General features: G+C 44.9%; 21 protein-coding genes and 1 pseudogene. 12 read left to right on the plus strand and 10 right to left on the minus strand.

Annotated features, from left to right (window positions below; translation table 11 throughout):
• Positions 1 to 94 precede the first annotated feature (94 nt).
• Genes ACHUFZ_RS00625 through ACHUFZ_RS00635 form a run of 3 tightly spaced genes read right to left on the minus strand, consistent with a single transcriptional unit; the run spans position 95 to position 2,945 of the window.
• A complete protein-coding gene (locus ACHUFZ_RS00625; RefSeq protein WP_394125426.1) occupies positions 95 to 394 on the minus strand; it encodes a PAAR domain-containing protein in 300 nt (99 codons plus the stop codon).
• The gene (locus ACHUFZ_RS00630) at positions 391 to 963 is read right to left on the minus strand and encodes a DUF6931 family protein (RefSeq protein WP_394125427.1); all 573 of its coding nucleotides are present in this window, start codon (positions 961 to 963) and stop codon (positions 391 to 393) included. The genes ACHUFZ_RS00625 and ACHUFZ_RS00630 overlap by 4 nt, the downstream gene beginning before the upstream one ends.
• A complete protein-coding gene (locus ACHUFZ_RS00635) occupies positions 963 to 2,945 on the minus strand; it encodes a type VI secretion system Vgr family protein (RefSeq protein ID WP_394125428.1) in 1,983 nt (660 codons plus the stop codon). The genes ACHUFZ_RS00630 and ACHUFZ_RS00635 overlap by 1 nt, the downstream gene beginning before the upstream one ends.
• 159 nt (positions 2,946 to 3,104) lie before the next feature.
• Here ACHUFZ_RS00635 and ACHUFZ_RS00640 point away from each other — a divergent pair, with 159 nt between their 5' ends.
• Positions 3,105 to 4,007 carry a hypothetical protein gene (locus ACHUFZ_RS00640; protein ID WP_394125429.1) on the plus strand — a complete coding sequence of 301 codons (903 nt, stop codon included), beginning with the start codon at positions 3,105 to 3,107 and terminating at the stop codon, positions 4,005 to 4,007.
• Between the two features lie 58 nt (positions 4,008 to 4,065).
• Here ACHUFZ_RS00640 and ACHUFZ_RS00645 read toward each other — a convergent pair whose 3' ends face one another.
• Positions 4,066 to 4,725, minus strand: a complete 660-nt coding sequence (locus ACHUFZ_RS00645) for a hypothetical protein (RefSeq protein WP_394125430.1) — start codon at positions 4,723 to 4,725, stop codon at positions 4,066 to 4,068.
• Positions 4,726 to 5,134: 409 nt separating this feature from the next.
• Between ACHUFZ_RS00645 and ACHUFZ_RS00650 the strand changes: the two genes are divergently transcribed.
• The 8 genes from ACHUFZ_RS00650 to ACHUFZ_RS00685 all read left to right on the plus strand — a co-directional run bounded on the left by ACHUFZ_RS00650 (position 5,135) and on the right by ACHUFZ_RS00685 (position 15,822).
• Entirely contained in the window at positions 5,135 to 5,830 is a 696-nt protein-coding gene (locus tag ACHUFZ_RS00650; RefSeq protein WP_394125431.1) for a GntR family transcriptional regulator, read from the plus strand.
• Between the two features lie 11 nt (positions 5,831 to 5,841).
• On the plus strand, positions 5,842 to 6,738 hold the full coding sequence (gene prpB, locus ACHUFZ_RS00655; RefSeq protein ID WP_394125432.1) for a methylisocitrate lyase: 897 nt from the start codon (positions 5,842 to 5,844) through the stop codon (positions 6,736 to 6,738).
• 114 nt (positions 6,739 to 6,852) lie between these two features.
• The gene (gene prpC, locus ACHUFZ_RS00660; protein WP_134836340.1) at positions 6,853 to 7,995 is read left to right on the plus strand and encodes a bifunctional 2-methylcitrate synthase/citrate synthase; all 1,143 of its coding nucleotides are present in this window, start codon (positions 6,853 to 6,855) and stop codon (positions 7,993 to 7,995) included.
• Positions 7,996 to 8,070: 75 nt separating this feature from the next.
• On the plus strand, positions 8,071 to 10,662 hold the full coding sequence (gene acnD / locus ACHUFZ_RS00665; RefSeq protein ID WP_394125433.1) for a Fe/S-dependent 2-methylisocitrate dehydratase AcnD: 2,592 nt from the start codon (positions 8,071 to 8,073) through the stop codon (positions 10,660 to 10,662).
• A 13-nt stretch (positions 10,663 to 10,675) separates the two neighbouring features.
• A complete protein-coding gene (gene prpF / locus ACHUFZ_RS00670; RefSeq protein ID WP_394125434.1) occupies positions 10,676 to 11,854 on the plus strand; it encodes a 2-methylaconitate cis-trans isomerase PrpF in 1,179 nt (392 codons plus the stop codon).
• A 66-nt stretch (positions 11,855 to 11,920) separates the two neighbouring features.
• Positions 11,921 to 13,798, plus strand: a complete 1,878-nt coding sequence (locus ACHUFZ_RS00675; RefSeq protein ID WP_394125435.1) for a propionyl-CoA synthetase — start codon at positions 11,921 to 11,923, stop codon at positions 13,796 to 13,798.
• A 104-nt stretch (positions 13,799 to 13,902) separates the two neighbouring features.
• The gene (locus ACHUFZ_RS00680; protein ID WP_394125436.1) at positions 13,903 to 14,382 is read left to right on the plus strand and encodes a GNAT family N-acetyltransferase; all 480 of its coding nucleotides are present in this window, start codon (positions 13,903 to 13,905) and stop codon (positions 14,380 to 14,382) included.
• A 12-nt stretch (positions 14,383 to 14,394) separates the two neighbouring features.
• Positions 14,395 to 15,822: a bifunctional NUDIX hydrolase/phosphatase PAP2 family protein gene (locus ACHUFZ_RS00685; protein WP_394125437.1), complete on the plus strand. Its 1,428-nt coding sequence runs from the start codon at positions 14,395 to 14,397 to the stop codon at positions 15,820 to 15,822.
• A 95-nt stretch (positions 15,823 to 15,917) separates the two neighbouring features.
• Here ACHUFZ_RS00685 and ACHUFZ_RS00690 read toward each other — a convergent pair whose 3' ends face one another.
• Both ACHUFZ_RS00690 and ACHUFZ_RS00695 read right to left on the minus strand, forming a co-directional pair.
• Positions 15,918 to 17,555 carry a methyl-accepting chemotaxis protein gene (locus ACHUFZ_RS00690; protein ID WP_394125438.1) on the minus strand — a complete coding sequence of 546 codons (1,638 nt, stop codon included), beginning with the start codon at positions 17,553 to 17,555 and terminating at the stop codon, positions 15,918 to 15,920.
• Between the two features lie 141 nt (positions 17,556 to 17,696).
• Positions 17,697 to 18,505, minus strand: a pseudogene (locus tag ACHUFZ_RS00695) (Cof-type HAD-IIB family hydrolase).
• Positions 18,506 to 18,662: 157 nt separating this feature from the next.
• Between ACHUFZ_RS00695 and queE the strand changes: the two are divergent.
• Positions 18,663 to 19,331, plus strand: coding sequence for a 7-carboxy-7-deazaguanine synthase QueE (gene queE, locus ACHUFZ_RS00700; protein ID WP_394125439.1), 669 nt, complete (start codon positions 18,663 to 18,665; stop codon positions 19,329 to 19,331).
• An 11-nt stretch (positions 19,332 to 19,342) separates the two neighbouring features.
• Complete coding sequence (gene queC / locus ACHUFZ_RS00705) at positions 19,343 to 20,041, plus strand: 7-cyano-7-deazaguanine synthase QueC (RefSeq protein ID WP_394125440.1); 699 nt, start codon at positions 19,343 to 19,345, stop codon at positions 20,039 to 20,041.
• Here queC and ACHUFZ_RS00710 read toward each other — a convergent pair.
• The 4 genes from ACHUFZ_RS00710 to ACHUFZ_RS00725 form a co-directional block, all read right to left on the minus strand.
• A complete protein-coding gene (locus ACHUFZ_RS00710; RefSeq protein ID WP_394125441.1) occupies positions 19,998 to 21,974 on the minus strand; it encodes a tetratricopeptide repeat-containing diguanylate cyclase in 1,977 nt (658 codons plus the stop codon). The two genes, queC and ACHUFZ_RS00710, sit on opposite strands and share 44 nt — an antisense overlap.
• Before the next feature lie 150 nt (positions 21,975 to 22,124).
• Positions 22,125 to 22,478, minus strand: a complete 354-nt coding sequence (locus tag ACHUFZ_RS00715) for a DUF2750 domain-containing protein (protein WP_394125442.1) — start codon at positions 22,476 to 22,478, stop codon at positions 22,125 to 22,127.
• Between the two features lie 100 nt (positions 22,479 to 22,578).
• Complete coding sequence (locus ACHUFZ_RS00720; RefSeq protein WP_394125443.1) at positions 22,579 to 23,190, minus strand: OmpA family protein; 612 nt, start codon at positions 23,188 to 23,190, stop codon at positions 22,579 to 22,581.
• Between the two features lies 1 nt (position 23,191).
• Positions 23,192 to 24,499, minus strand: coding sequence for a TolC family outer membrane protein (locus tag ACHUFZ_RS00725; protein WP_394125444.1), 1,308 nt, complete (start codon positions 24,497 to 24,499; stop codon positions 23,192 to 23,194).
• 421 nt (positions 24,500 to 24,920) lie between these two features.
• On the opposite strand from ACHUFZ_RS00725, the gene ACHUFZ_RS00730 reads away from it, so the two are divergent.
• A partial coding sequence (locus ACHUFZ_RS00730) for an Ig-like domain-containing protein (protein ID WP_394125445.1) occupies positions 24,921 to 26,079 on the plus strand: 1,159 nt, incomplete at its 3' end.

A 26,079-nucleotide genomic window follows, 5' to 3' on the forward strand; every position in this document is an offset into this window, starting at 1 on the left:
TCCAAAATTACTATTTGCTCAAAATAGTGACCTGTGTCTAGAAAATTGGACGGAGGACGGTTAAAATTTGCTAAATCCTTGTTTGTGAAATGGTTTATCCACCTATTAACACTGTGGGCATTCCTAGGACAATCGAGCCTCCGTGCGCGGTCGTATCGCCCATTCTTGCTGCAGGTTTGTTCATAATTAGTACCGTAGCGCTACCTTTAATTATCGAATCTGGAGGGCCCACACAGACGCACATGTCGCCCATTGTCGCGGCCGGCATATTGCCAACTAGCACGGTTGGTACTCCTGGGCCAGTAATAGGGCCACCGACATGAGGTACTGGCGGTACGGCAGGTGTTTGCATTGGGCAAACGTGCATATCAGTCAGTCTTGCCGCTAAGGTCATGCTGCTCCTCCATTGCCACCGCACGCGATATCGATAACGTAAGTCATTGAATTAGTATAGTAGTCATCTGCGTTATTCCAAGTTGGTAACGCAGCAGAATGGTTAATTGCACCTGCAACCGCTTTGGCAAACAAGAATGGGTCGGGCAGCACCACGGGTAAGTCTGGGGAGACAATGCTTCCCGAACCGTTCCAAAATACTGCTTGAGCTAACCAAGATGGGCCACAGTTGAGTTCTAATCGGTTAGAGAGTAGTTCTGCCTTACGCCTTAGTTCTTCGCTAGGGGAATGCACCCACTGCTGGGCTGTTTGGATACATTGCATTTGGCTAGCACTCCAAACGTCCTTGCGTTGTAATAGACATAGGCTAGCCCACCAGATCGCTTCTCTAACTGGTAGCGCATGTGCAAGGAATTGAATCAAGTCATTGTAGAGTTCGTTCTCGCGTAAAGCTTGAATTGCGTCGTCAATCGTCAGATCTGGATTTAGCAGGGCCATCGCCTCTTCTGACGCTTTGAATCGCGGCAAAATCTGCCCGCAGGACTGATATGGAATTTTTTTATAACTCATTAGTTTACCTTGACAATCGCGCCTTTAACTTCGCCCATCACACCACCATCAAACGTTGCTTTGAGGCCAGACTTAAATTCCGCGCTGAGTGAACCTTCGGCGGATAGGGTGGTGTCGGCCTTAATTGCCACGCTTAAGCCTTTAATCGAGTTTGAACTGGTCGCTTCAAGTGCAGTGGTGGTTCCACTGACTTTATTGGCAGAGGTGGCTTTACTGGTGACATTGGTACCTTGAAGGTTGAGCGCATTACTCGCTTTGATATCTATGCTACTGGCTTCAATCGAGATGGAAGATGACGAGATGGATATCTTGCTAGAGCCAACCTTCAAATCAATTGTGTCATCGGCTTCTAACGTAATCGTCTTAGCTTTTTCAGAAAGAGCCTTTGTCACGGATAAGGTGTAGTTATCTTCCGTCTTGATCGCCATCTGCTTGGTAACGGTCTGCGCCAGTTCGCCTTTGATCGTTTCGATGTGATTGTTTTCGATTTCGTTGGTCAAATCTTTCGCTGCATGGAGATAGATAAGTTCGTTATCCTTCTTGTCATCGAAATAGAGCTCATTAGATTGACCACTTAACTTGGTCTTAATGCCGCTTTTGGTGGTATTAGCTTCTTTGTATGGCGGCGCATTTTTGCTGTTGTAGACACTACCAGTGATGATCGGTTGGTCAGGGTCACCATCAATAAATGAGACCAACACTTCTTGACCCGTACGAGGGACAAATTGCGTTCCGTAGCCATTCCCGGCCAGCATTTGCGCGACACGAACGTAACAACTGGTTTTATCGCCGCTCGATTTTGTGTCCCAATGAAACTGAATGTAGACTCGTCCTTGATCATCTTGGTTTATGTCTCCAGCGCTAGAACCGGCGACTGTTGCACTTTGAAGACCATGAACGCGACTTTTTTCAATCGGTGTCGGATAGTAAGAGGTTGTTTTTGGAATCGCAGTAATCTGGGTACTACACACGACATCTTCAGTGTATTGGGTTGCCACCGAAATGATTGAATAATCAGCCAACTGAGATTTGTCTAAGTGGCTAGCTAATGAAAACCAGGTCGCGACGTCAAAAAGGTCATGCTTCGCGGTCGCGATGACTTTCTCATAGTTTTGCTCCAAGTAACCAATACGTCTCTTTGCAAGATTACTTGCTAGATCTGTTTTATCACCAGAAACCCCTTGTGGGGGATAGTGCCGGTTAGCCAGTTTGGTGTTATTCGCTATTGTATGATTGCTCTTTTGAGCTTTACTCGATACCAATTTTGACTGGCTGTAGTCGTAGGCGGCTAACTCAACGCTTGCGCCGTGGAATGACAAAACAGGGGACCAAGTTTCGATAAGTGGCAAAGAACCACTTGGGGTTTCGACCATATCAAACTTTGCGTCGCTTGCTTTATCAAACGGGGACTGAGCATCTTGTAGTACTAACGTATGATCTTTGTCGGAATGAGTGAAATAGTACGAGACGCCTTCTTCAGCGAGTAAACGCGTTACAAAGTCATAGTCGGATTCATTATATTGAAGGCAATATTCGCGCTTGGTGGTCGGCATTTTCGCGGCTTTGTAGCAGCCTTTGAAGCCTGCATTATCAAAAATATCACTGACAATATCTTTGGTTGATTGATTCTGATACACACGAAATGAATGGGTATGTTTCAGAAGCTCTAACCAAGGTTTGAGTGTCACTTCATACAGAGCGAACTGCAGGTTGCCATCCATCCCCAAGCTTTTCACACCAGTAACAATGCCGTTGTATGAGCGAGATAGCGTCGAGCTGCCTGAGACGTTTGAATAGCGGTTAATGGTGAGCAGTTGACCAAGTTGATTCTGAATATCAAAACTATTCGAAATAAGAGTGGCGGTCACTAAAAATGGTTCAGATAGGGTTTGGGTAACAGAAAATTGGCTTATTGCATGATCCTGCCCTTGGTAATCTTTTGCTGACATTGGACCGGAGGTGGCGGAAAAGTTCTCAGCCATGGCACTTCCTTATTACTGACTTCCCGTTTGAGTAAGTCTACTCTAAACAATGATTTGTGATTTATTGTTAATAATTCATTAAAAAGTAGCAGGTATTGATTCTGAAATAAATTAAATTCACTATTATCTTATAAATTAGATAATTATAAGGAGAGAGAAATGGCGAGCTCAGACGCTAAAAGAATGGCAAAGGAATTCCTGAATCATGTAGAAAAGGAAAGTGCGTCATACCATAAAAGTTGGTCGCGAAAGTTTGGCAATAAGTATCAATCTGCGAAGAACTGGGTTAAACGTGACAAAAAAATGGTCGCGATGGACGTGGTTCAAAAAGGGGTGAAAACCGGTATTGGGATGATCCCGTTTCCAGGCAGTAAAGAAGGGGCCGCTTTACTTGAAACTGCGGGTGGTGCCGCTTTGAAGGCCGCATCGAGAAAAGCTTGGGAAGAAGGCTCAAAAAAAGGCGTTAAGTCTTTGCTTTCTAAAAAAATAGAATCGGCTAGAAAGCAACTTAAGGTCAATCCTGTCGGAAAAGTGGATCATCAAGTGTTTGTGAACTCGGCCCAAAAACGCGATCAAAAGATGCATGCGATTCGAAAGCTTGTTAAATACGAAATTAAGCTACTGCCTAAAAAAGCCGATGAATTGAGTTTAAGGCTATTTAAGCTCAAAGAGGCGATTAATTCATCGAGAAATAAACTATCACAAACGATAGTCAGCATGGACTCAAGTGAAGGGGCAACCTTAGAGCGTATGCAGGCATGGGCTGCATACTTTTCTGCCATTCAAGAAGTGAATCACTATCAAGATAAATTGCGAGATACCTTGGTACATATCCAAGAAATTACGAAGGATGTTGAGTGGTTCCTCGCGTCGAGCGAAGCGGCCACAGAGCAAATGACCGCTGAAAACCTACCTAAGTTAGAAGAAGCCTTCGATCAGATTAAGCGCGGCTACGGCAATATCAACTCACTGAAACAACTACAAGAGATGATGATTGAACGAAACTTGATTGAAGCAGGCATGATGGACCCAAGTATGGCTAAGTATAAATATACGCAATAGTCACGATTATGTATGAAACCAAAAAAGGAACTCAATCGAGTTCCTTTTTTCGCTATGCCTATTCACGGCTATCTGCGGCAATAAGCTTCGCCTTGTTTAAGCTATATGCCATGCTGGCAACTTCATTGGGTTGTGTGGCGATCTCGTCGACCGGCGGAAGAACTACAAAGAAAACCAGTGGTTCATGGTAAGCAGATCGCCACGCATGAGCGTAACGGTCTTTTTTATACGCAGAGAGATTGACTGTTAGGACTAAACTCTCAGCTGATAACTGACTACCTTTAAACCTACCTAATTCATGCACGGCGCCCCAAAGCGATTCGAGGGGACGCTCGTGGGTACTTTTTAAGAACATCTCTAGTTGTAGTGTGCCTTCGTCATTTACCTCATCAGCCGCCAAGCGCTGGATTACTCTTATCCCATCGTTAAACGGAAGGTAGGACAAATTATTGTCTACAATCTTTTCGTTTTGTGGGCAGAGTTGAATGGTATTAGCATCTTGTTGGCTAGCATAAACCTCGCAAGAAAACTGCTGAACTATCGTCTTTAAAGCGTAATGAAAAGATGGTGTTTTTAAGTCTTCGAATGAAAATCCTTCACTGTTTTCTACTTCAGCAAACACTTTGTTGAAGGATGCTTCGATCTCATTTTGTTTTTCTATGCTGATTAACGCGTTTTGCTTGATCGCTGATTTGAGAACATTGTTTGATTCAATCACAGCTATCTCTTCATCAGAATATGTCGCTTCACTTAGGAGAGGGTAATAAGGCTCACGCTCTGGGGCTGAGAAAAAAGCGCATCCGCTTAGGAGTAAGCTTGTGGTGAGCGCGCTACACGTGAGGGCTTTACTAACGTACATATGGTTTAGTTTACGAGAATAGCTGATGGTTTTCAGATACTAATCTGAATAGGACAACGACTCACTGCAGAAAGATCAATAAAGCCGCGTACGTCACATTAGCCGTATTGTTGCATACATCGCGTTACCTAGCTCATAACGTCCAATACTTTATACCTTAGTCTAAATTGTCGACAATCTTCTTGATTGTCGACAATGTTGTGGTCTATTTTAGATACATCAGAACAAATTGTAGACAGTGTGGTTTCCTAACGCGAGTGTATTGATCATGAATATAGAACTTAAAACTCGACAAAAAGAAGGTGCTACGGATAAGGAAAATACCAAATCTGAAAGCCTTACTGAGTCTTTGATAGAAGCGATAGTCAGCGGCGAGATAGCGCCGGGTAGTAAGATTTCAGAGCCTGAGTTAGCCAAGTTATATCAAGTCAGTCGCGGTCCGCTGAGAGAGGCAATCATGCGTATTGAAGGCCTTGGCCTCATCGAACGCATCCCGCATGTAGGTGCAAGAGTGATCACTTTCTCTCCTGAGAAACTCATTGAGCTGTATTCGGTGCGTGAAGCGTTAGAAGGCATGGCAGCGAGACTGGCAGCGAGACACATTACTGAAGAAGAGTTGCTTGGTCTAGAGTCAGTATTGTCGACACACTCTAAGCACATTGATGAAGTTGAGGGGGCGTCGTACTTCCATCAACATGGCGACTTTGATTTCCACTACCGCATTATATTGGCCAGCCGAAACAGCAAGCTCATCTCACTGCTTTGTGATGAGCTTTACCACTTACTGCGCATGTATCGTTACCAATCTCCAAGAGCTCAGTCTCGACCAGTTGAGGCACTAGATGAGCATAAATACATATTACAGGCGATTCGAAATAGAGATGAAGAGTTAGCAGAGATGCTGATGAGGCGTCATATTTCGGGCAGCCGAACCTTGATTGAGCAACAAATCCTAAGGGACTAGAGGAAGACAACATGAGTTTATCTCAAGGAGCTAAGTTCAGGCTCGCGGTTGAACAAAATGACCCATTACAAATCGTGGGTACGATTAACCCTTATTGCGCCATGATGGCAAAAAATTTAGGCCACCAAGCGATCTATCTTTCTGGTGGCGGGATTGCCAACGCATCGTACGGACTACCTGATTTGGGTATTACCACGCTTAATGATGTTCTTGTCGATGTAGAGCGTATCACCAATGCATGTGACTTACCGTTACTTGTCGATATTGATACCGGTTTTGGTGGTGCTTTCAATATTGCACGTACCATCAAGGCGATGGAAAAAGCGGGTGCTGGTGCGGTTCATATGGAAGACCAAGTAGCGCAGAAACGCTGTGGTCACAGACCCAATAAAGCGATTGTTAGCCAGCAAGAGATGGTTGATCGGGTGAAAGCGGCCGTTGATGCGCGAACCGATGAAAGTTTTGTTGTCATGGCGAGAACAGATGCACTGGCTGTCGAAGGCATTGATCGTGCGATTGAGAGAGCGATCGCTTGTGTTGAAGCGGGAGCCGATATGATTTTCCCGGAAGCGATGAGCCGCCTAGATCAATACGTTCAATTCTCTGAGGCTCTGGAGCAGGCAACAGGCAAGCATGTGCCAATACTGGCCAATATTACTGAGTTTGGTCAAACGCCGTTGTATGGCTGTGAAGAACTGGCGAAGTCAAAGGTCGACATGGTGCTTTATCCACTCAGTGCATTCCGTGCGATGAACAAAGCGGCTGAGATGGTCTACAAACATCTGTTAGAAGTGGGCAATCAAGAAGCGTTGACTGATGCTATGCAAACGCGCAAAGAGCTCTATACCCATCTTAAATACCATGATTATGAAGATAAGCTTGATCAGCTGTTTTCTGAAGGAAAGTAGAAACAAACGGAAGCCCAAGAAAAGAGTTTCGGAACCAAACCAATAACGTGAAATTGTTTGATAACAAAATGCTCCGATAAGAGAGCGAGATCAAACAGAAAAGGAGTTCAAAAAATGCCTCTATCATCAAAAAAGAATGAAGAGTTAGGTGGCGCAGGCCTACGTGGTCAAAGCGCTGGTAGCACAGCTTTGTGTACTGTCGGGAAAACGGGGACAGGGTTAACTTATCGCGGTTATGATATCACCGATCTGGCCAATAACGCTCAGTTTGAAGAAGTCGCCCATTTACTGTTACGCGGTCACTTACCGAATCAGAAAGAGCTGGATGAATATAAAACGCGCTTAACAAGTTTGCGTGGCTTACCAGCCGAGCTTAAACAAGCGCTTGAATTGATTCCGGCATCGGCTCACCCAATGGATGTCATGCGGACGGGGTGTTCAGTACTGGGCAATCTTGAGCAAGAAATGAGTTTTGACCAGCAACTCGATGCGACAGAGCGAATGTTGGCACTATTTCCTGCCATCATCTGTTACTGGTATCGCTTTAGTCATGACGGCGTTCGCATCGATACCCAAGACCAATCTGAGCCTTGTATTGGCGGCTACTTCCTTAAGATGTTAACGGATAAAGAGCCAACAGAGATTCATAAACAAGTGATGCACTGTTCGCTAATCCTATACGCAGAGCATGAATTTAATGCTTCAACCTTTGCAGCACGCGTGTGTGCGTCGACGCTATCTGATATTCACTCATGCATTACCGCAGCAATTGGTACGCTGCGTGGCCCTCTGCATGGTGGTGCAAATGAAGCCGCAATGGAGATGATCCAAGATTGGCAAACGCCAGAAGAAGCGGAAAACAACATCATGCAGATGTTAGCTAACAAAGACAAAATTATGGGCTTTGGTCATGCTATCTATCGTGAAAGTGACCCAAGAAATGCGCTTATCAAACGTTGGTCGAAAGAGTTGTCTTTAGCGGTGGGCGACACGCACCTTTATGCGGTGTCTGAACGTGTAGAATCCGTAATGAAACGCGAAAAAGGTCTGTTCTGTAATGCGGACTTCTTCCACGCTTCTGCTTATCACTTTATGGATATTCCGACAAAATTGTTCACGCCAATCTTCGTGATGAGTCGATTGACGGGTTGGGCTGCGCATGTCTATGAGCAACGCGCGAATAACCGCATTATTCGCCCAAGTGCGGATTATACCGGACCTGATCATCAAGACTGGGTTGATATCGAAAGTCGCTAAGCGGCTAGGTAATTGACAACGATTCGCCTCACAAAGCGGTGAGGCGAATAACCTATTACCTGAATGGAAGCAGATATGAGCAATAACACTTTATACCGTAAAGCGCTCTCTGGAACCGAACTTGACTATTTCGATGCCAGAGAAGCGGTCAATGCACTATCTGATGGTGCGTATGAAAAGCTACCTTATACCTCCCGCGTATTAGCCGAACAATTGGTTAGACGCTGTGAGTCTAGCAAACTGAATCAAAGCCTAGAGCAGCTTATTTATCGTAAGCGAGACCTCGATTTTCCTTGGTATCCGGCCCGTGTGGTGTGTCATGACATCCTTGGCCAGACTGCACTTGTCGATCTTGCTGGTCTAAGAGATGCCATTGCAGAGCAGGGTGGCGATCCCGCTAAGGTGAACCCTGTGGTCGAAACGCAACTCATTGTTGATCACTCACTTGCGGTTGAGCATGGCGGGTACGATCCTGATGCATTTGAGAAAAACCGCGCGATTGAAGAACGGCGCAATGAAGACAGATTTCATTTTATTGAGTGGTGTAAAACGGCATTTGAAAATGTCAGCGTGATACCTGCGGGTAACGGCATCATGCATCAGATCAACTTAGAGAAAATGTCGCCAGTTGTCCAAGCGAAACAAGGGATTGCATACCCAGATACTTGTGTGGGGACTGATAGTCATACGCCTCATGTTGACGCATTAGGCGTCATTGCTATCGGTGTTGGTGGCTTAGAAGCGGAAACGGTAATGTTAGGGCGTCCTTCGATGATGAGACTGCCAGATATTGTCGGCGTGAAACTTACAGGTAAGCGCCAACCGGGTATTACCGCGACGGATATCGTCTTAGCAATCACTGAGTTTCTGCGCAATGAACGTGTGGTTTCTTCTTACCTTGAATTTTTTGGCGAGGGAGCAAGAGATCTTACGATTGGCGACCGAGCGACAATATCTAATATGACGCCAGAATACGGTGCCACTGCGGGTATGTTCTATATTGATGAGCAGACAATCAATTACCTTAAGTTGACTGGTCGTGATGAAGAGCAGGTTGCACTGGTAGAGCAGTACGCTAAGCAAACTGGCTTGTGGGCTGATGATTTGGAAACGGCTCAGTATGAGCGTGTGCTTGAGTTTGATTTGTCTCAGGTAACTCGCAATATGGCGGGGCCATCGAACCCTCATCGTCGACTTCCTACCTCTGAGCTTGTTGCACGCGGCATTGCAGGTAATGCGATAGAAGAGCAGTCTTCTCAGCAATTGCCAGATGGCGCGGTAATTATTGCGGCGATCACATCATGCACCAATACCAGTAACCCCCGTAATGTGGTTGCAGCGGGCCTTGTGGCTAAGAAAGCCAATGAGCTCGGCCTAATTAGAAAACCTTGGGTGAAGTCTTCATTCGCTCCGGGATCAAAGGTTGCCAAACTTTACTTAGAAGATGCCGGGCTGTTACCTGAATTGGAAAAGCTTGGCTTTGGTATTGTGGCCTATGCGTGTACGACATGTAATGGCATGAGTGGCGCACTCGACCCTGAGATTCAGCAAGAGATTATCGAGCGAGATGTCTATACAACGGCTGTGTTATCAGGAAATCGTAACTTTGATGGGCGTATCCATCCTTATGCAAAACAGGCGTTTCTTGCCTCACCTCCACTCGTGGTGGCCTATGCATTGGCAGGAACGATGCGTTTCGATATTGAACGTGATTCATTAGGCACTGACCAAAGTGGCAATCCAGTTTACCTCCATGATCTATGGCCGACGGACGAAGAGATTGATGCTGTCGTGGGTAAGCACGTCAAACCCGAGCAGTTCAAACAGGTCTATATCCAAATGTTTAAGCTTGATGACGATGAGCGCAGCAGCAATCCTTTATACGACTGGCGACCAAAGAGCACCTATATACGCAGGCCTCCTTATTGGGAAGGTGCGCTGGCGGGAGAGCGTAGCCTGTCTGGTATGCGTCCTCTAGCTGTACTAGGGGATAACATCACCACTGATCACTTATCGCCTTCCAACGCTATTTTAGCCAGCAGCGCTGCCGGTGAATACTTAGCATCCATGGATGTGCCGGAGGAAGATTTCAACTCTTATGCGACCCACCGAGGCGATCACTTAACCGCGCAGCGTGCAACGTTTGCTAATCCTAAATTATTCAATGAAATGGTATTAGAGGATGGCGAAGTGGTTCAAGGATCACTAGCGAGAATCGAGCCTGAAGGTCAGGTGACTCGTATGTGGGAAGCGATAGAAACCTATATGCAGCGTAAGCAGCCGCTGATCATTATCGCAGGTGCGGATTATGGCCAAGGTTCATCACGCGATTGGGCTGCGAAAGGTGTTCGCTTAGCGGGCGTTGAAGCCATTGCAGCAGAAGGTTTTGAGCGTATTCACAGAACGAACCTGGTGGGTATGGGCGTATTGCCACTGCAATTTAAAGCAGGCACAGATCGCAAGACCCTCCAGCTAGATGGTAGCGAGCTTTATGATGTGCTTGGTGAAATAACACCGGGAGCGGACTTAGCGCTCGTGGTCACCCGAGTAAACGGTGAAAAAATCGATGTTCCGGTAACGTGTCGTTTAGATACTGAAGACGAAGTGAATGTCTATAAAGCGGGCGGCGTGTTACAGCGCTTTGCTCAAGACTTTTTAGCGCAATAGGTAGGAGTGAATCATGACATCAAGTCAAATTAAGGTTCCCGCTACCTATATGCGCGGAGGTACCAGTAAAGGAGTCTTTTTTAACCTCGAAGATCTTCCCGCGCAAGCTCAAGAACCAGGTCAAGCGAGGGACAAATTATTGCTGCGCGTTATTGGTAGCCCTGATCCTTATGGTAAACAAATCGACGGTATGGGTGGGGCAACATCAAGCACCAGCAAGACAGTGATTGTTTCGAAAAGTACTCGACCTGATCACGATGTGGACTATCTGTTTGGGCAAGTATCAATCGATAAACCGTTTGTTGATTGGAGTGGAAATTGCGGCAATCTGTCTGCCGCTGTTGGGCCTTTTGCGATTCATGCTGGTCTGATTGACCCACATCGCATTCCTCACAGCGGTATCGTAGAGGTGCGAGTGTGGCAGGTAAATATCGCCAAGAGCATTGTCGTTCATGTTCCGATTGTTGACGGCTGCGTTCAAGAAACAGGATTGTTTAAACTTGATGGCGTGACGTTTCCTGCTGCTGAAATACAAGTAGACTTTATGTCTCCGGGAGCAAGTGAAGGGAGTATGTTCCCGACTGGTAACGAGTTGGACTCCTTGGAAGTGCCTAACGTAGGGACCTTCAATGCGACCCTGATTAATGCGGGTATACCGACCATCTTTATTGATGCTGAGGCACTAAGTTATCAAGGCACCGAGCTACAAGAGGCGATCAACAATGATCAAGCAGCATTAGACCGCTTTGAAACCATCCGAGCCTATGGCGCGTTAAAAATGGGCCTCATTGAGTCTCTAGAGCAAGCCAGTAGCCGCCAGCACACGCCTAAAATTGCGTTTGTATCACAGCCAAAAAGCTATATCTCATCGAGTGGTAAGAAAATCGATAAACAAGAAGTTGATCTGTTGGTACGAGCTTTATCGATGGGGAAACTCCACCATGCAATGATGGGCACCGCGGCGGTTGCCATCGCTGTCGCAGCATGCGTTCCCGGCACGTTAGTGAATAGTGCCTGTGGTGGCGGTGAGCGAGAGTCCGTCACGTTTGGCCATCCGTCAGGCACACTTAAAGTCGGTGCCAAAGCGCTGAACGCTGGCGATGGTTGGACAGCAGAAAAAGCATCAATGAGCCGAAGCGCTCGCATCTTAATGGAGGGCTTTGTGCGTGTACCCTCCGATATCTTTGAGTAATTGGCACTAAGTCAATTGCCTAACGACATAAATAAAGCAATGTCAGGACATACTGGAGGAAGCAATATGTCTGCATATCAGAAAGAATATCAATGGGCACTCAGTGAACCGGAATCATTTTGGGGCGCACAGGCGAACAATATTGATTGGTTTAAAACCCCGGAAACGATTCTAGCGAGCGATGAGAACGGCATAGAGCGATGGTTTCCAGATGGCGTTCTTAACACCTCATGGTTAGCGCTGGACTACCATTGTGAACAGGGGCGTGGTGATAAGGTTGCCTTAATCTACGATTCCCCAGTGACTGGGACAAAGCAGCAATACACGTATTGTCAGCTGCGAGACAAAGTCGCCAAAATAGCAGGTATGCTTGCGCGACAAGGCGTAACCAAAGGTGACCGAGTCGTCATCTACATGCCGATGATACCAGAAGCTGCAATGGCGATGCTGGCATGTGCTCGACTTGGTGCGATTCACTCGGTGGTATTTGGTGGCTTTGCCGCTAACGAGCTTGCAGTGCGCCTTGAAGATGCCGAGCCAAAAGTGGTTATGACCGCTTCTTGCGGGATTGAAGTGGCCAAAGTCATTCCATATAAGCCGCTGGTGGATAAAGCGATTATGGACAGTCGTTGGAAGCCAGAGAGTGTATTGGTCTTGCAACGATCTCAGTGTAAAGCCGAGCTCAATAATGAACGAGATGTAGATTGGTCATCGGCTTATGATGCTGCGCTTCCTCATGCTTGTGTGCCCGTTTTAGCGACCGATCCACTTTACATCCTCTATACCTCGGGCACGACAGGGAAACCGAAAGGCGTTGTACGTGATAATGGCGGTCATGCGGTCGCGATGAAGTACTCAATGACCTCTATCTACAACATTCCTCAAGATGGCGTCTTTTGGGCTGCATCGGACGTCGGTTGGGTGGTTGGTCACTCTTACATTGTTTACGCCCCACTGATTCACGGCTGTACAACGGTACTGTTTGAAGGTAAACCAGTTCGTACTCCAGATCCGGGCGCTTTCTGGCGAGTGTGTGAAGAGTATGAGGTAGATGTACTCTTCTCAGCGCCAACTGCATTCCGCGCAATTAAGAAAGAAGACCCTGACGGTAATTGTGTTAAGCAGTATGACTTGTCAAAGCTCACTAGTATCTTTATGGCTGGTGAGCGCCTTGATCCGCCAACTCTAGAGTGGGTAGAAAGTAAAGCGGATAAGCCAGTAATTGATCATTGGTGGCAGACAGAAACAGGTTGGGCAATTGCCGGTAATCCGGCTGGTATAGAGTTTATGCCAGTGAAAGCGGGCTCTGCGACTAAGCCAATTCCAGGTTATCAGGTCGAAATCCTTAATGAGCTTGGTGAGAGTGTAAAAGCGAATCAACAAGGTTTTGTGGCTCTTAAGCGCCCACTTCCACCAAGTTGTCTGCCTACGGTATGGCGTAACCACGATCGTTTCGAATCGGGATATCTTAGCCAGTTCCCAGGTTACTACGTATCTGGTGATGGTGGTTACCTTGATGAAGACGGCTATTTATTCATCATGGGGCGTATTGATGATGTGATTAACGTTGCTGGGCATCGTTTATCGACAGGCGAAATGGAAGAAATCGTCGGCGGTCACCCGGCTATTGCTGAATGTGCGGTAGTCGGCGTACATGACGACTTGAAGGGCCAGATGCCCCTTGGTCTTGTGGTACTTAAAGATGGCGTTAAGGTTGATGACATTCAGCTTGAAGGTGAGTTGGTGGGTAAGGTTCGTGATGAAATTGGTGCGGTAGCCTGCTTTAAACATGCGTTGGTAGTTGAGCGATTACCTAAGACTCGATCAGGAAAAATCTTGCGTAGGACAATTCGTCAAATCGCGGATGGGGAACAATACACGGTGCCATCGACAATAGACGACCCGACCAGCCTAGATGAAATTAAGCGAGTATTAAAAGCTTAAGCTCAGGAAATATAAGATGAAGCCCCTATTTGTAGGGGCTTTTTTATTGATATATTTTTGTTAAACAGCCAAACTATGACTTTATTCGTTACGCGAAAATATTTATGCAGAAAGTAGCTATTCGCGCGGCGTTGATGAATGACTTAGAGCAGCTCAACGATCAAATGTTTGAGTTGCATGATGAACATCATCGCCAATGCCCGGAACACTTTAAAAGTGCACACGAAATCGAGCAAGAGAAGAGCGTTGCACGTTACATTGATGACCCTGAATGTATAGTTTTAGTGGCGTGCAGAGGCGAAAGTGTCGTCGGTTTTATCTCCGGACATTTTTGCGAGCTTGTATCGACTGTGAGTCAACCTGTGCAAATGGGAAGTATCGATGAGCTTTATGTAAAGCCAACCTATCGAGAGAAAGGCATAGCTAAGCGTCTTTGCTGCGAACTCGAAACTCGATTTGAAGAGTATGGTGTTAAACAAATCTTCGTTGAAGTATGGGAGTTCAACCAACTTGCTATTGAATTTTATAACCACTCGGGCTTTAACCATCACATCCATTGGATGCGTAAAGCCGTTACCTCTTAAATCATGGACATTATGACACTGACTCGAAACCTTTTTATATTCCTTCTCGGTTTGTTCTTGATTACTTCGCTACCTATTGCCTCAGCGAATGAAGCATCCAATCTTAAAGGGGCAGTTTGCGTAATCCGGTCTGATGATAAAGTCGTAATGGTCAATGAAATATTGACCAAAAAGCTCTCGTTACCTGCCGGAACCATTCTTCAAGGGGAAGACCCAGCTTTGGCCGCGCAGCGTGAAACTTGGGAAGAAACTGGGCTTGTGGTCTCAATTGCTGGTGAGTTAGGGCGTACAGAGGAAGCAGTATTCTACGACTGCGTGAGTGACTCAGATATTGTTGCTTTTCAGTTTAACAACCATCTTGATGGTAATGAGCTACCGGTTTGGTTTGCACCACACTATGGTATCGAAGTTGCGTCGGCTACCTTGATCGATCCTGGAGTAGTACCTGCGCACAGATACCGGTTCCCCGAGCAACTACAATGGCTAATTGACACCTTGCCTAGTGCCACCGATCAACCAGTCGTTTATGTTGGAAACCTTGTCGAAGCCGCCCCTGAGATCAATCAGATAGAGTTGGATTGGATGGTACAAGCTCAAAGTGCGATCCATCGACTTCCCTCTGAAACACGTTCGATTATTGAGTACATATTTTATGCGGGCGGGGTACTAGCAACTCCAACTCTATTGCTTGTTGTTATCCCACTTATTTATTGGAAGTTTGGAAAGCAGTTTGCTTACAAAGTGTTTTTTGCGGTTACAGTAACATCGCTTCTCGCCTTGATAGCTCAGCAAGGTTTTAACCATCCAAGACCGCATGTATATATACCCGCTGTAGAGGTTGCACATAGCTACGGGTACAGTTTACCAAGCTTATCCATGTCCATATGGTTTTGTGTGGGTATATGGGTATTACATGCTTGTAAGCGATTATCCGTGAATCGGTGGTCTGTAATCTTATTGTGTATTGTTATCTGGCTCAGTTTGTCTCGATTCTACAATGGGGCTGCGTTTTTGATCGATAGCGTGAGTGGCGCAATTCTTGGTGCACTTTGTGCGTGGCATATGATTCGATTGGATGTGAAGCCAGATATAAACCTCATCCAGACCTTATCATCTAAAGCCGTTTGGTTGACATTGGTTGTGTTGACGGCAGTATTAACATTCTTCTGGCCAATTCCTGCGTTCACTTATTGGTTGGCCATCACGATCACTGTTTGTGCTTTGGTCGCGACGCTTAAGGATGACCACACTAGAGCTTCAGGGATGGCTATCGCTATCGCTGCTCTGTTGGCCATTGCTTTAGATCTTGTTTGGGATCGCTTGGTGACAACGTTGTCTCACAGTGGCTTACAGTCATTAATTGCTGAAACGCTCCGCTATCCAATATTGATATTGTTGTTTGTAATGATCATTCGCATCTATACCAAGTTTAAGCGCTAATTGATCTGAATAAAAAAGGCAGCGTATGGCTGCCTTTTTACCTTAGCTAGTAAGAGCCGAATCTAATTTGAGTCGGCTTGGTCGTGAATTTCGTGCTAGCACTTAAATTGTGAAACCAGTTCTTCTAATCGCTCACATTGGTTTTCGAGAGCACAGATCGCTTGATCTGCGGAACCAACCATTTCAACCATAGCAATGCTACTGTCCGCAATTTTTTGTACGTTACAGTTAACCTCTTCACTAACAGAACTTTGCTGAGATGCAGCAGTTGCAATTTGAGTGTTCATTTCATTCATTTTGCTGATAGCGGTCAGGATTTCGTGTAGTGATTCGGTTGCCGACTGGGCCGATGAAATAGTAGATTCGCTGCTATTTTTGCTTGCTTGCATAACGTTTACAGCTTGGTTGGCACCCGATTGCAAACGTTCGATCATTGCTTGAATCTCTCCGGTACTATGTTGTGTTCTACTTGCAAGGGAGCGCACTTCGTCTGCGACAACTGCAAAACCGCGACCCTGCTCACCAGCGCGAGCTGCTTCAATAGCGGCATTAAGAGCAAGTAAGTTGGTTTGCTCAGCAATTCCGCAAATAACATCGAGTATCGACGCGATGTTTGTAACATCTTGGTCTAATTTGTGGATCACTCCACTAGCATTATCGATATCAGTAGCGAGTGCTCGAATAGAATTCACGGTTGATTCTAGCACTAGGTTTGCTGATTGAACTTCTTGGTTAGCTCCATGGCTTGCTTCAGCAGCATTACTTGCATTTTCACTGACCAAATGACTTGTGGTTTGCATTTCATGTACCGCTGAGGCAACAACTTCGCTTTCGCGTTGTTGGTGATTGGTTGAATTAGAAATTGATTGAGCAACACTAGTAAGGTGTGACATCTCTGCGCGGACAGAGGCCGCACTATCTATAACTTGTTCAATGGTGTTTTGTATCTTTGATACAAATATATTGAAACCCTCAGCAAGTTGTCCGACTTCGTCTTTCGACTGACTTACAATTCGTTGGTTTAAATTGCCATCTCCAGAAGCAATGTCGTTCATCGCTCGTGTGATGTTTTCGACGGGTTTGACTATCACTTTAACTAAAAACCAACAGGTTAACAGAGCGATTAAAATAACGACTATCGTACCAATTTCTAATGTTAATTCTGCTTGTTTTGCTGCTGCTTCATTTTTTAATTGAGCTTCACTACGTGCTGCTTCAATCGCATCCTTAACTACGTTTAGTTGCTGGCGTACCTCTATGAATTGGCGATCAAATGTTCCTTTATTTTTCTCGTAGAACAATTGCCACTGAGATTCTGGCGTATTTATAAATACTTCATAACTTGCAAGCCAGTTCTTGCCTAGACTAACAAGGTGGTCTATATCTTGTTCCACTGACTTAGGTAGTAAATTAAGTTCAACTAGCTCTAATACGCTTCCCATTCTAGGTATCGCTTTATAAGCATTGTCTTTGTATTCAAATCGGTGATGCTCGATTTCTTTTTCTGAAGTTGCTAGTACAAGAGCTTGAACTGCTGAAGTCGCTTGATATAAGTCTCGATAGGCGTCCTCAAGCGTAAATAAGGCGGGTAGGTAGTGTTGTTGAATCGAATTAGATAGTCGAGCTTGGCTCTGGGATGTGATGACATTTATAACGGAGCTAGTGGTAAAAAGTAATATGATCAAAATAACGGGCAGAACGATTTTCTTCTTAATAGATAAATCGGTAAACATATATCCAGCCTGTAGAAATAATAAACGAGGATGAATAATATCAGTTACAAGCGGGGTGTCGTATAACTATTTGTTTTTGTAGACTAAATTATTTTATCATTACCATCGGTATAATTTGTCGGAGGCGGAGCCTCCGATCTCCTATCGAGCTAAGACAAAAGCTTCGATTACTGCTGCAACACCATCATCATTGTTACTTGCGGTAATTATATCTGCGATACGTTTGGTTTCTTCCATCGCGTTTTCCATTGCAACGCCTAAGCCTGCATATTCGATCATGTGGTGATCGTTTTCTGCATCACCCATACAAATCACGTTTTCTGCGCTGATACCCATGTGATCAGCAATCGCTTTAACACCAACGCCTTTGTTACTTTCTTTATTGAGAAACTCTAGAAAGATTGGCGCGCTCTGCACAACGGTAAATTCTTCACGGTATTGTTCTGGAAGCGTTCTACTAATTCGAGTAAGCGTGTCAGGGTCCGCCACTATCATCGCCTTAATAATAGGATGATTGTCTTCGAGCTCATCAAAGTCTTTAACGGTTACTGGGATCTGGTTGATGCTTGCTTCAATATTAGTAAATTCGTTTAACTCTGGCGTGATAAGACCTAGCTCAGCACTGAACGCATGGCAGTATCCACCAAGTTCATGAGCCAGAGTCGCTACGCGCTTTGCATCTCGACCTGAAATCATCGCGGAATGAATCAATTTGCCGCTGCCAATCTCTTTTACCATTGAGCCATTAAAGTAGACGATAAACTCATTCTCGCCAGTGATATCAAGTTCATCAATTTTGGCTTGCATGCCATCGAGAGGGCGTCCCGATGCTAGCACCACTTTAACGCCTTGCTCTCTCGCTTGAGCAATTGCCTGTGAGTTCTTTGTGAAATGGTCTTGTCACTGGTTAGCAGGGTGCCATCCATATCCAGAGCGATCAGTTTGTACATCTCTTACCTAAAAACGTTGAGTTAAAATTTGACAAAAGAGGGCAGCATAATCGCTTGAGTTGGATTGATCAATTTATGAATGGGTTGACCTAGCTTGCCCAACCCTTTAATGTCTCGTTCCTGCAGAAATTAGTAGATGAGTTAGGCTGAGATCAAATTGTACAAAATTAACGAAATGTTCGAGACCATTCAGGGTGAAGGCGTGTTTACAGGCGTTCCTTCAGTGTTTGTTCGCTTGCAAGAGTGCCCGGTAGGGTGCGCATGGTGCGACACAAAACAAACATGGGATGCAACTCCGACTGATGAGCGCCCGCTAAATGAAATTCTCGCTAAGACCAAAGATTCACCGACATGGTGTAGTGTTAGCGCGGAAGATATTGTTAATGAGTACAAGCAGCAAGGCTACACTGCCAAGCATATTGTTATCACTGGTGGCGAACCTTGTATCTATGATTTGCGACCTTTGACTCAGGCGTTTGAAGATATGGGTTGTCAATGCCAGATCGAAACCAGTGGAACGTCTGAGGTGTTTACGACGACACATACTTGGGTGACAGTGTCACCAAAGGTGGCAATGAAAGGTAAGTTACCAGTACTTGATAGTGCATTGTTACGTGCCAATGAAATCAAGCACCCAGTTGCAACTCAAAAAGACATCGATCAGCTAGATGAGCTTATTGAAAGAGCTCAGGTTTCTGATAAGACAACAATTGCCCTTCAACCGATCAGTCAAAAGCCACGAGCCACCCAACTATGTATTGATGTTTGTGTTGCGCGCAATTGGCGTTTGTCGATTCAAACTCACAAATACCTCAGCATTGCGTAAAGGAAATTAAGATGAAAAAAGCCGTTGTAGTATTTAGTGGTGGTCAAGACTCGACTACCTGCCTAGTGCAAGCGCTAAAAGAGTTCGATGAAGTACATGCGATCACATTCGATTACGGTCAGCGTCATAAGCTTGAAATTGAAGTCGCGCAGAACTTAGCAAAAGAGTTGGGTGTCGCTGCGCACAAAGTGATGGATGTTGGCTTGCTTAATGAACTAGCAATCAGCTCTCTAACACGTGATGACATTCCAGTTTCTCATGAACTGCAAGAAAACGGCCTGCCTAACTCTTTTGTTCCTGGCCGTAACATCCTATTTCTTACTTTAGCTGGGATTTACGCCTACCAGATTGGCGCACAGACAGTGATTACTGGTGTGTGTGAAACGGACTTTTCTGGTTACCCAGATTGTCGCAATGATTTTGTTAAAGCGATGAACAATGCGCTTGTCCAAGGCATGGATCGTGCTCTTGAGATTGCAACACCGCTTATGTGGTTAGACAAAGCTGAAACTTGGGCGTTAGCAGACCAATATGATGCCTTGCAACTGGTGCGTGAAAAAACACTGACTTGCTACAATGGCATCATTGGTGATGGATGTGGCGATTGCCCATCCTGTGAGTTGCGTAAGGTTGGTTTAAATAGCTACCTTGATAACCGAGAGCAGATCATGGCTGAATTGGTGCGTAAGCAGAAGCCGGCAGATAAATAGGCTCGTTTAACGCGTCAATCATACAATTTTTGCCATTTTTTTTGGCTTGATACAGAGCCTGATCCAATATTGAATAGAGCTCATCAAAATCATCAAGGCTCTTTGAAGTAGTGAGATACGAGAAGGTTGCAGTCACGTTAACCTTCTCTTTGTTCTCGGCTTCAAAAGGTATCTGTGAAATAGCCTGATGCAAGCACTCTACCTTCTCTAGCACATCTAACTCATCAACTTCTCTGATAATAACGACGAATTCTTCACCGCCTAACCGGCCAAATATGTCTCCTTCGTGGAGGTGGCTATTGATAATTTCAGCAACGTGAGCCAATGCATTATCCCCAGTGGGATGGCCGTAATTGTCATTAATGCTTTTAAAGTCATCTAGGTCGAGTAAAACCAGTAAGTGCTTTTGTTCTTGGTTGAATAGCTTAGGAACTGACTTAATCTCGCGTATTGCAGCCGCTCGGTTCATTGCTCCGGTCAGGTGGTCCAACTCAGCTTCGCGAGCTCGTTGTTTAATCTTCCATGTATACACTGTCATCACGGTACATAGCAGGGCGATCACAATTAGATAAATTGTATTTAAGGAGTTGAGTTTATCGATCTTTGTAACTAAGCCACGATTTTCCTCGATGGATTTTAAATGAACGGCTTGCTGCTGATACTCCCGTTGCGTGCTGTCTAGTGCAATATAAGCTGATTGATGTTGCATGGTTCGCTTTGACAACTCTGACGTTGTGTATTCTTTGTATAGAGTGAGGGCTTGTTGATAGTCTTGCTGTGATTCAGCGATGGAAGCCAGCGCTTTCAACGAAGAAGTATTTAATTCAACGCTTGCTATCTTTTGGCCAAGAAGGTGCGCTTTATTCGCAAAGCTGTTGGCAGAGATGTATTTCCCTTGCGCTTGATGAGAAGACGCTAAGGTTAAATATATTTCACCTCTAAGTTGGTCATTGCCTTGTATTGATGCCAGTTCCAACGCTTCTAGCAGCAATTCATGGCCCTGCGCGTACTCACCTTGAAAATGACTCGCTTGACCTAAACCGAGAAGAGCATAGGTAAGCCCATAGCTGTGCTGATAGAGAGTAAGGATCGTTTTTGCTTGAGTGAAATGATGAACAGCCGACTCATAGTTTTTTGCTGCAAGTAGAATCTTCCCCATACTATGATGAGATTGGGCAAGTTCGAGCTGTGAGTTGTTCTCATTCCTAATTTTTAAGGCGATATTGAGGTACTCTGTCGCTTGGTTTATTTGACCCAAAGTCATTAACAATAGCCCCGCATCATTGTACACCCCAGAAGGATCAACGCTACTCGGTAGAATCGTGAGGTACTCTTGATAAGACTGTAATGCTGTTTGGTAATCACCAATTGATTCGAAATTGTTCGCAATCACTCTCAGTGCTTGATATTTGGGTAACAGCGAATGGTTAACGTCTTCAAGATGGGTTTGTAGAGAACTGCAATAAAGGTTAGCGCTTTGGTACTGTCCCTGTTTGTTAAGCGAACGGCAAAGGTGATATTCGAACAAAATTTTTCCCTGAATATCATTGGCTTGGTTTGCGTAAGAAAGGAGCTGAGTATAGTTATTTAACGCTAATGAGAAGTTGAGCTGCTTTTCTGCGTTTAGCGCAGCGATGAACAGTTGCTCTCGGTTGGTATAGTCTTGGTTAAATGCTATCTGGTTCCCATGATAGGGCTGGCCCCTTAGTACCATGAAGCTGTGAATTTTTGAGCTTATGTAGAGTTTTTCAAAACCAGCAGGCAGTGCGTTGTAGCGATCTTCAAGCATAATAAGAGCGCGGCTGTCACTTTTAGCAGAGACTTCATGAAAAGCGAGCTCCCATTTTTGCCAGTCATTACTAGCGAGAGAAGACGGCACTGAAAGTAGGGTACATATAAAAATAAGAATGTAGCTGACGAATTGATGGCTCATTGTTAGGGAGTTCTAATTGTTTCCAGTATTTTAGAGCGTAAAACAAATAGAGTACAATGTATTGTCGATAGGAACGGGAGAAATGCGAGGTGAGTAGAGAATGGCGTTGAAAAAAGAAAAGCGCCGATCTGGGCGCTTTTCTAGTATCGATTAATCAAGATATAATTTTGCTAAGTCTGAAGGTTCCATCTCTTTGCCTTCAAGTTGGTCATTCCAGTTAGTACCAACTAGCACACCATCTTCAGCAAGAGTAAGTAGCCAATCTTCAACAAAAATATCAAGTGGAATCTCTAGAACTTCAAAGTCAGCCCACTCTTCAACATTATGTGCTTTTGCGTCTTCTTGTGATGACCAGAAAGGCATAACCTCACTGTTTTCGAACTCTGTTGAGTCACAAGCTAGCCAGCCTTCTTCATTACGCATACCCCAAACAAGTTTGTTTTGCTTGGTTTCAGCTACGAATAGTTCAAGGTTTGCCTGAATATCAGAAGTTAATTTGCTCATTGGAAAAATCTCGTAAGTCAATTCGCTGCTAGAGTAACACTCATCGTTGAAAAGCCAAATAAAAAAGGGGACATAAGCCCCCTTAAAATAACAATTTGCGCTATTTTTCTATTTTAGTGAAGATAGACCACTCTTCTTTCACGTTACCTTTATGGCCAATCACTGTCGCAACAACTTTACGGTTCATTGCATGGCTGACTTCGTCATCACCAAGTTCGTCGAGCCTGGTATCACCAAAACCGACAATACGTACGCGTGAAGAAGCAACGCCATTGTCGAGTAAGGCTGCCTGTACGGCTTCTGCACGTCGCTCTGAAAGATTTTGGTTGTACTCGGCTTTACCAACCTTACTCGCGTAACCTTGAAGCTCAATCGAAGTCGACGGGTACGCTTCTAGGAATTCAGACATCTCTCTGATCTGCGCTAAGAACATAGGTTGAATAACAGAAGAATCGTTTTGGAACAGAATGTGAAGATTCATCTCTTCTTCTGTTTTGATGTAAGTACCACAACCATCATTATCAATATCCGCTTTACCAGGGGTTTGAGGACATAAATCTCTCGCGTTAATAACGCCGTCTTTGTCGTCATCAAGTAAGTCATCAACTTGGTTTGGTTTTGGTGTCTCTTTGTATTCGTATGCATCCTCTGCTTTTAGTGGTGCGGTAAATACTGTCGCAGCAATAACCATTGTTAGTAGTGATTTGTTCATATCAGTATTCTACCTTCTCATTCCACTCTTCAGGGGTGTCAACACGTAGAGATGCAAGCAAGTTACCCGTTGCATTCATCACTCGATACTTAGCGTACTGTTCGTCATATTTAGCGTCCAAGTAGCCTTTGCGAGCTTCAAACAGTTCGTTTTCCGTGTTTAAAAGGTCAAGTAGGGTACGCTTACCTAACTTATATTGCTTTTCGTAAGCGATAACAGTATCAGATGCCGAGTCTACGTGGTCTGATAAGAACTCTTTTTGTTGAACCGTTAAGTCCAGAGCACTCCAAGATAAGCGCAGGCCTTCTTCAACAGAGCGGTAAGTGCGGTCGCGGAAGTCTTTCGCTTTATTCAACTGATAAGCTGCACTTTCCGAACGATCTGAGTCAGAACCGCCGTTATAGAGGTTGTATCGCATGCGAAGCATCGCTGAGAACTCATCACTGCTGCCTTCAATGCCGCCTGCATCATCACGCCATGTTTGGTTTGCTTCAATAGAAAGTGTCGGGTAGTTAACGCCTTTTGTTTGGTCGTATTGGAAGCGAGCAGAGTCAACATCTGCCTGAGCGACTTTCACTACAGGGTGTTGGTCAAATGCCGTATCAATTGCTTCATCTACCGTGTAAGGGATCGCAGTTTCATCAGCGCGTGGGAAAATTAGACCCTGAGGAGCTTGCCCAACGATACGTTTAAATTGGGTGTGAACATCAAATAGATTGTTCTGAGCGGCAAGTAGGTTACCGTGGGCCTTTGCGAGACGAGCTTCTACTTGAGACATATCAGCTGTAGAGCCAATACCGGAGTCTACGCGCTTTTTAATATCTCGATAGATCTCTTTATGCACAGCTAGGTTACTTTCAGAAAGCGCGAGCACTTCATAAGCTTTTGTCGCATCGAGATAGATTTTCGTTACTTCTAAAGCAATGTCTTGAGCGTCAGAAAGTAATTGGAAGCGAACCGATTCAGCATCCGCAGACGTTCGATCCATATCATTTAATGTCGCTGAACCATCCCAAAGCAACTGCGTAAGCGTAAGAGTAGCTTCTTTACGAGTAAGCTCAGTTTCAGGTGTGTTAGTTGCTGGGTCGATAGCTTCATACCCAATACCAGCATCTAAATCGATTCTTGGCATATAAGCACCGGATGATGCTTCAGAATCAAAAAACTTGCTTCTAAATTCGTTGTACGACGCTTTAACTTCTGGATTGGTTGTAATTGTATGAGCGACTGCTTGCTCTAGTGTCTGACTATGTGCTGGAAAGCTAAGTGCAACCGCGCAGCTTAGTACTTTCAACTTATTCCAATTCACTTTGGTTCTCCTCAAGTGCTCTTCGCAGAGGATAGTAATCAAATTCACTGTCTCAAATTCGATACATATCCATCAATAGCGCCAATAAAGTAACACTCTTGGAATAAGAAAACTAATGCATTTAGGTAAATTACTGTTAACCAAGTGTTAATTATTGGTGTAAATGCATGCTTGTCTCAAATTTAATACAAATGCATGTCGTTCTGTTTAAAATTGGCCAAAAAATGAGATCTTAAGTCAGAATCTCAATGATGAGAAATGCAACTTGTATCGTGTTTAATGTTAAAAACTATGAATTAAATGTTTTAGCTGTAGCCCGAAAAATGATAATTTATAAAGCAAGTGAATCTATAATCAGTCAAACATTTGTCGTGTAACCGTAGACAGGTGTTGTAGTTAGTCAAGGATAAAGGGCTTTAGTATGGGATTTGGTACTTACGTAGCAATGGGTAACTCAGGTATTAACCAAGTTATCGTAATCGACATCAATGGAAATCTAAGAGTATTAGGTGAAGGCGAGCTACCAAAACCAGGTGAAGTAATTTTCGACCCGAATGCGATTGAGGAACAATCACCTCAGGTAAGCTTGGTCGATGATAGTGGTGTACCACAAGATCTTACAGCAGAGATCGATGACATCTTTGCTGCTTTAGAAGAAGGCCAAGACCCGACGCAGTTGGGTGAAGACTTTGCAACTGCCGCAGGTGGTCAAAGTGGATCAAGCCTCACGGCTTCAGGCAGTGTAGAGCGTGATGGCACCGAAACTATCGCGTCAACCGATTTCGTTACTACCGGCTTTGCGTCATTAGGCCTATCTGAAACACAAAGCCTGTCTCTACTAGAGCAATTCCGTTTATACGATCCTATCTTTGTCGACTCCAACAGCTCTCCACTAGGTGAAAGCTTAGCTGTTGTGACAGAGGAAGATACGCCAATCAGCGGCCAGTTAACCGCGACAGATGCAAGCCAAAACGACACACTAACATTTACCCAAACTTCTTCTCCGTCTAATGGCTCTGTAACCGTAAATCCAGATGGTTCTTGGACTTATACGCCAAATGAAAACTACAACGGCCCTGATAGCTTTGAAGTGACAGTCGATGACGGCAACGGTGGTACAGATACGCTAATCGTAAATATTGGTGTTACACCGGTTAATGATCCTGCAACAGTAAGCGATGATTCAGGCTTGGTTGTCGAGGATAGCGAATCGTCACAGGTTGCATCAGGCAAGTTAACCATCGCTGACGTAGATGAAGGAGAGGCTTTTGTTCAACCTACATCTGTTACTAATGAATACGGTACATTCACAGTAGATAGTGAAGGTAACTGGTCGTTCACAATAAACAATGAAAGTGACACTGTTCAATCACTCGCGGAAGGTGAAGAGATCGAGTTGTCATTCGATGTTACTTCGGTAGATGGTACGGCTACAGGCTCTGTAACTGTAGTTGTTCAAGGTACGAATGACCAACCAATCGCGAACGCAGACACCGGTGCGGTGAACGAAAACAGCACCGTGACCGTGGATGTATTAGCAAACGACACCGATTTAGATGACGGCGCGCAGTTCACGTTAG

It is taken from the genome of Vibrio hepatarius, assembly GCF_043642085.1.
GTDB classification, from domain to species: domain Bacteria; phylum Pseudomonadota; class Gammaproteobacteria; order Enterobacterales; family Vibrionaceae; genus Vibrio; species Vibrio hepatarius_C.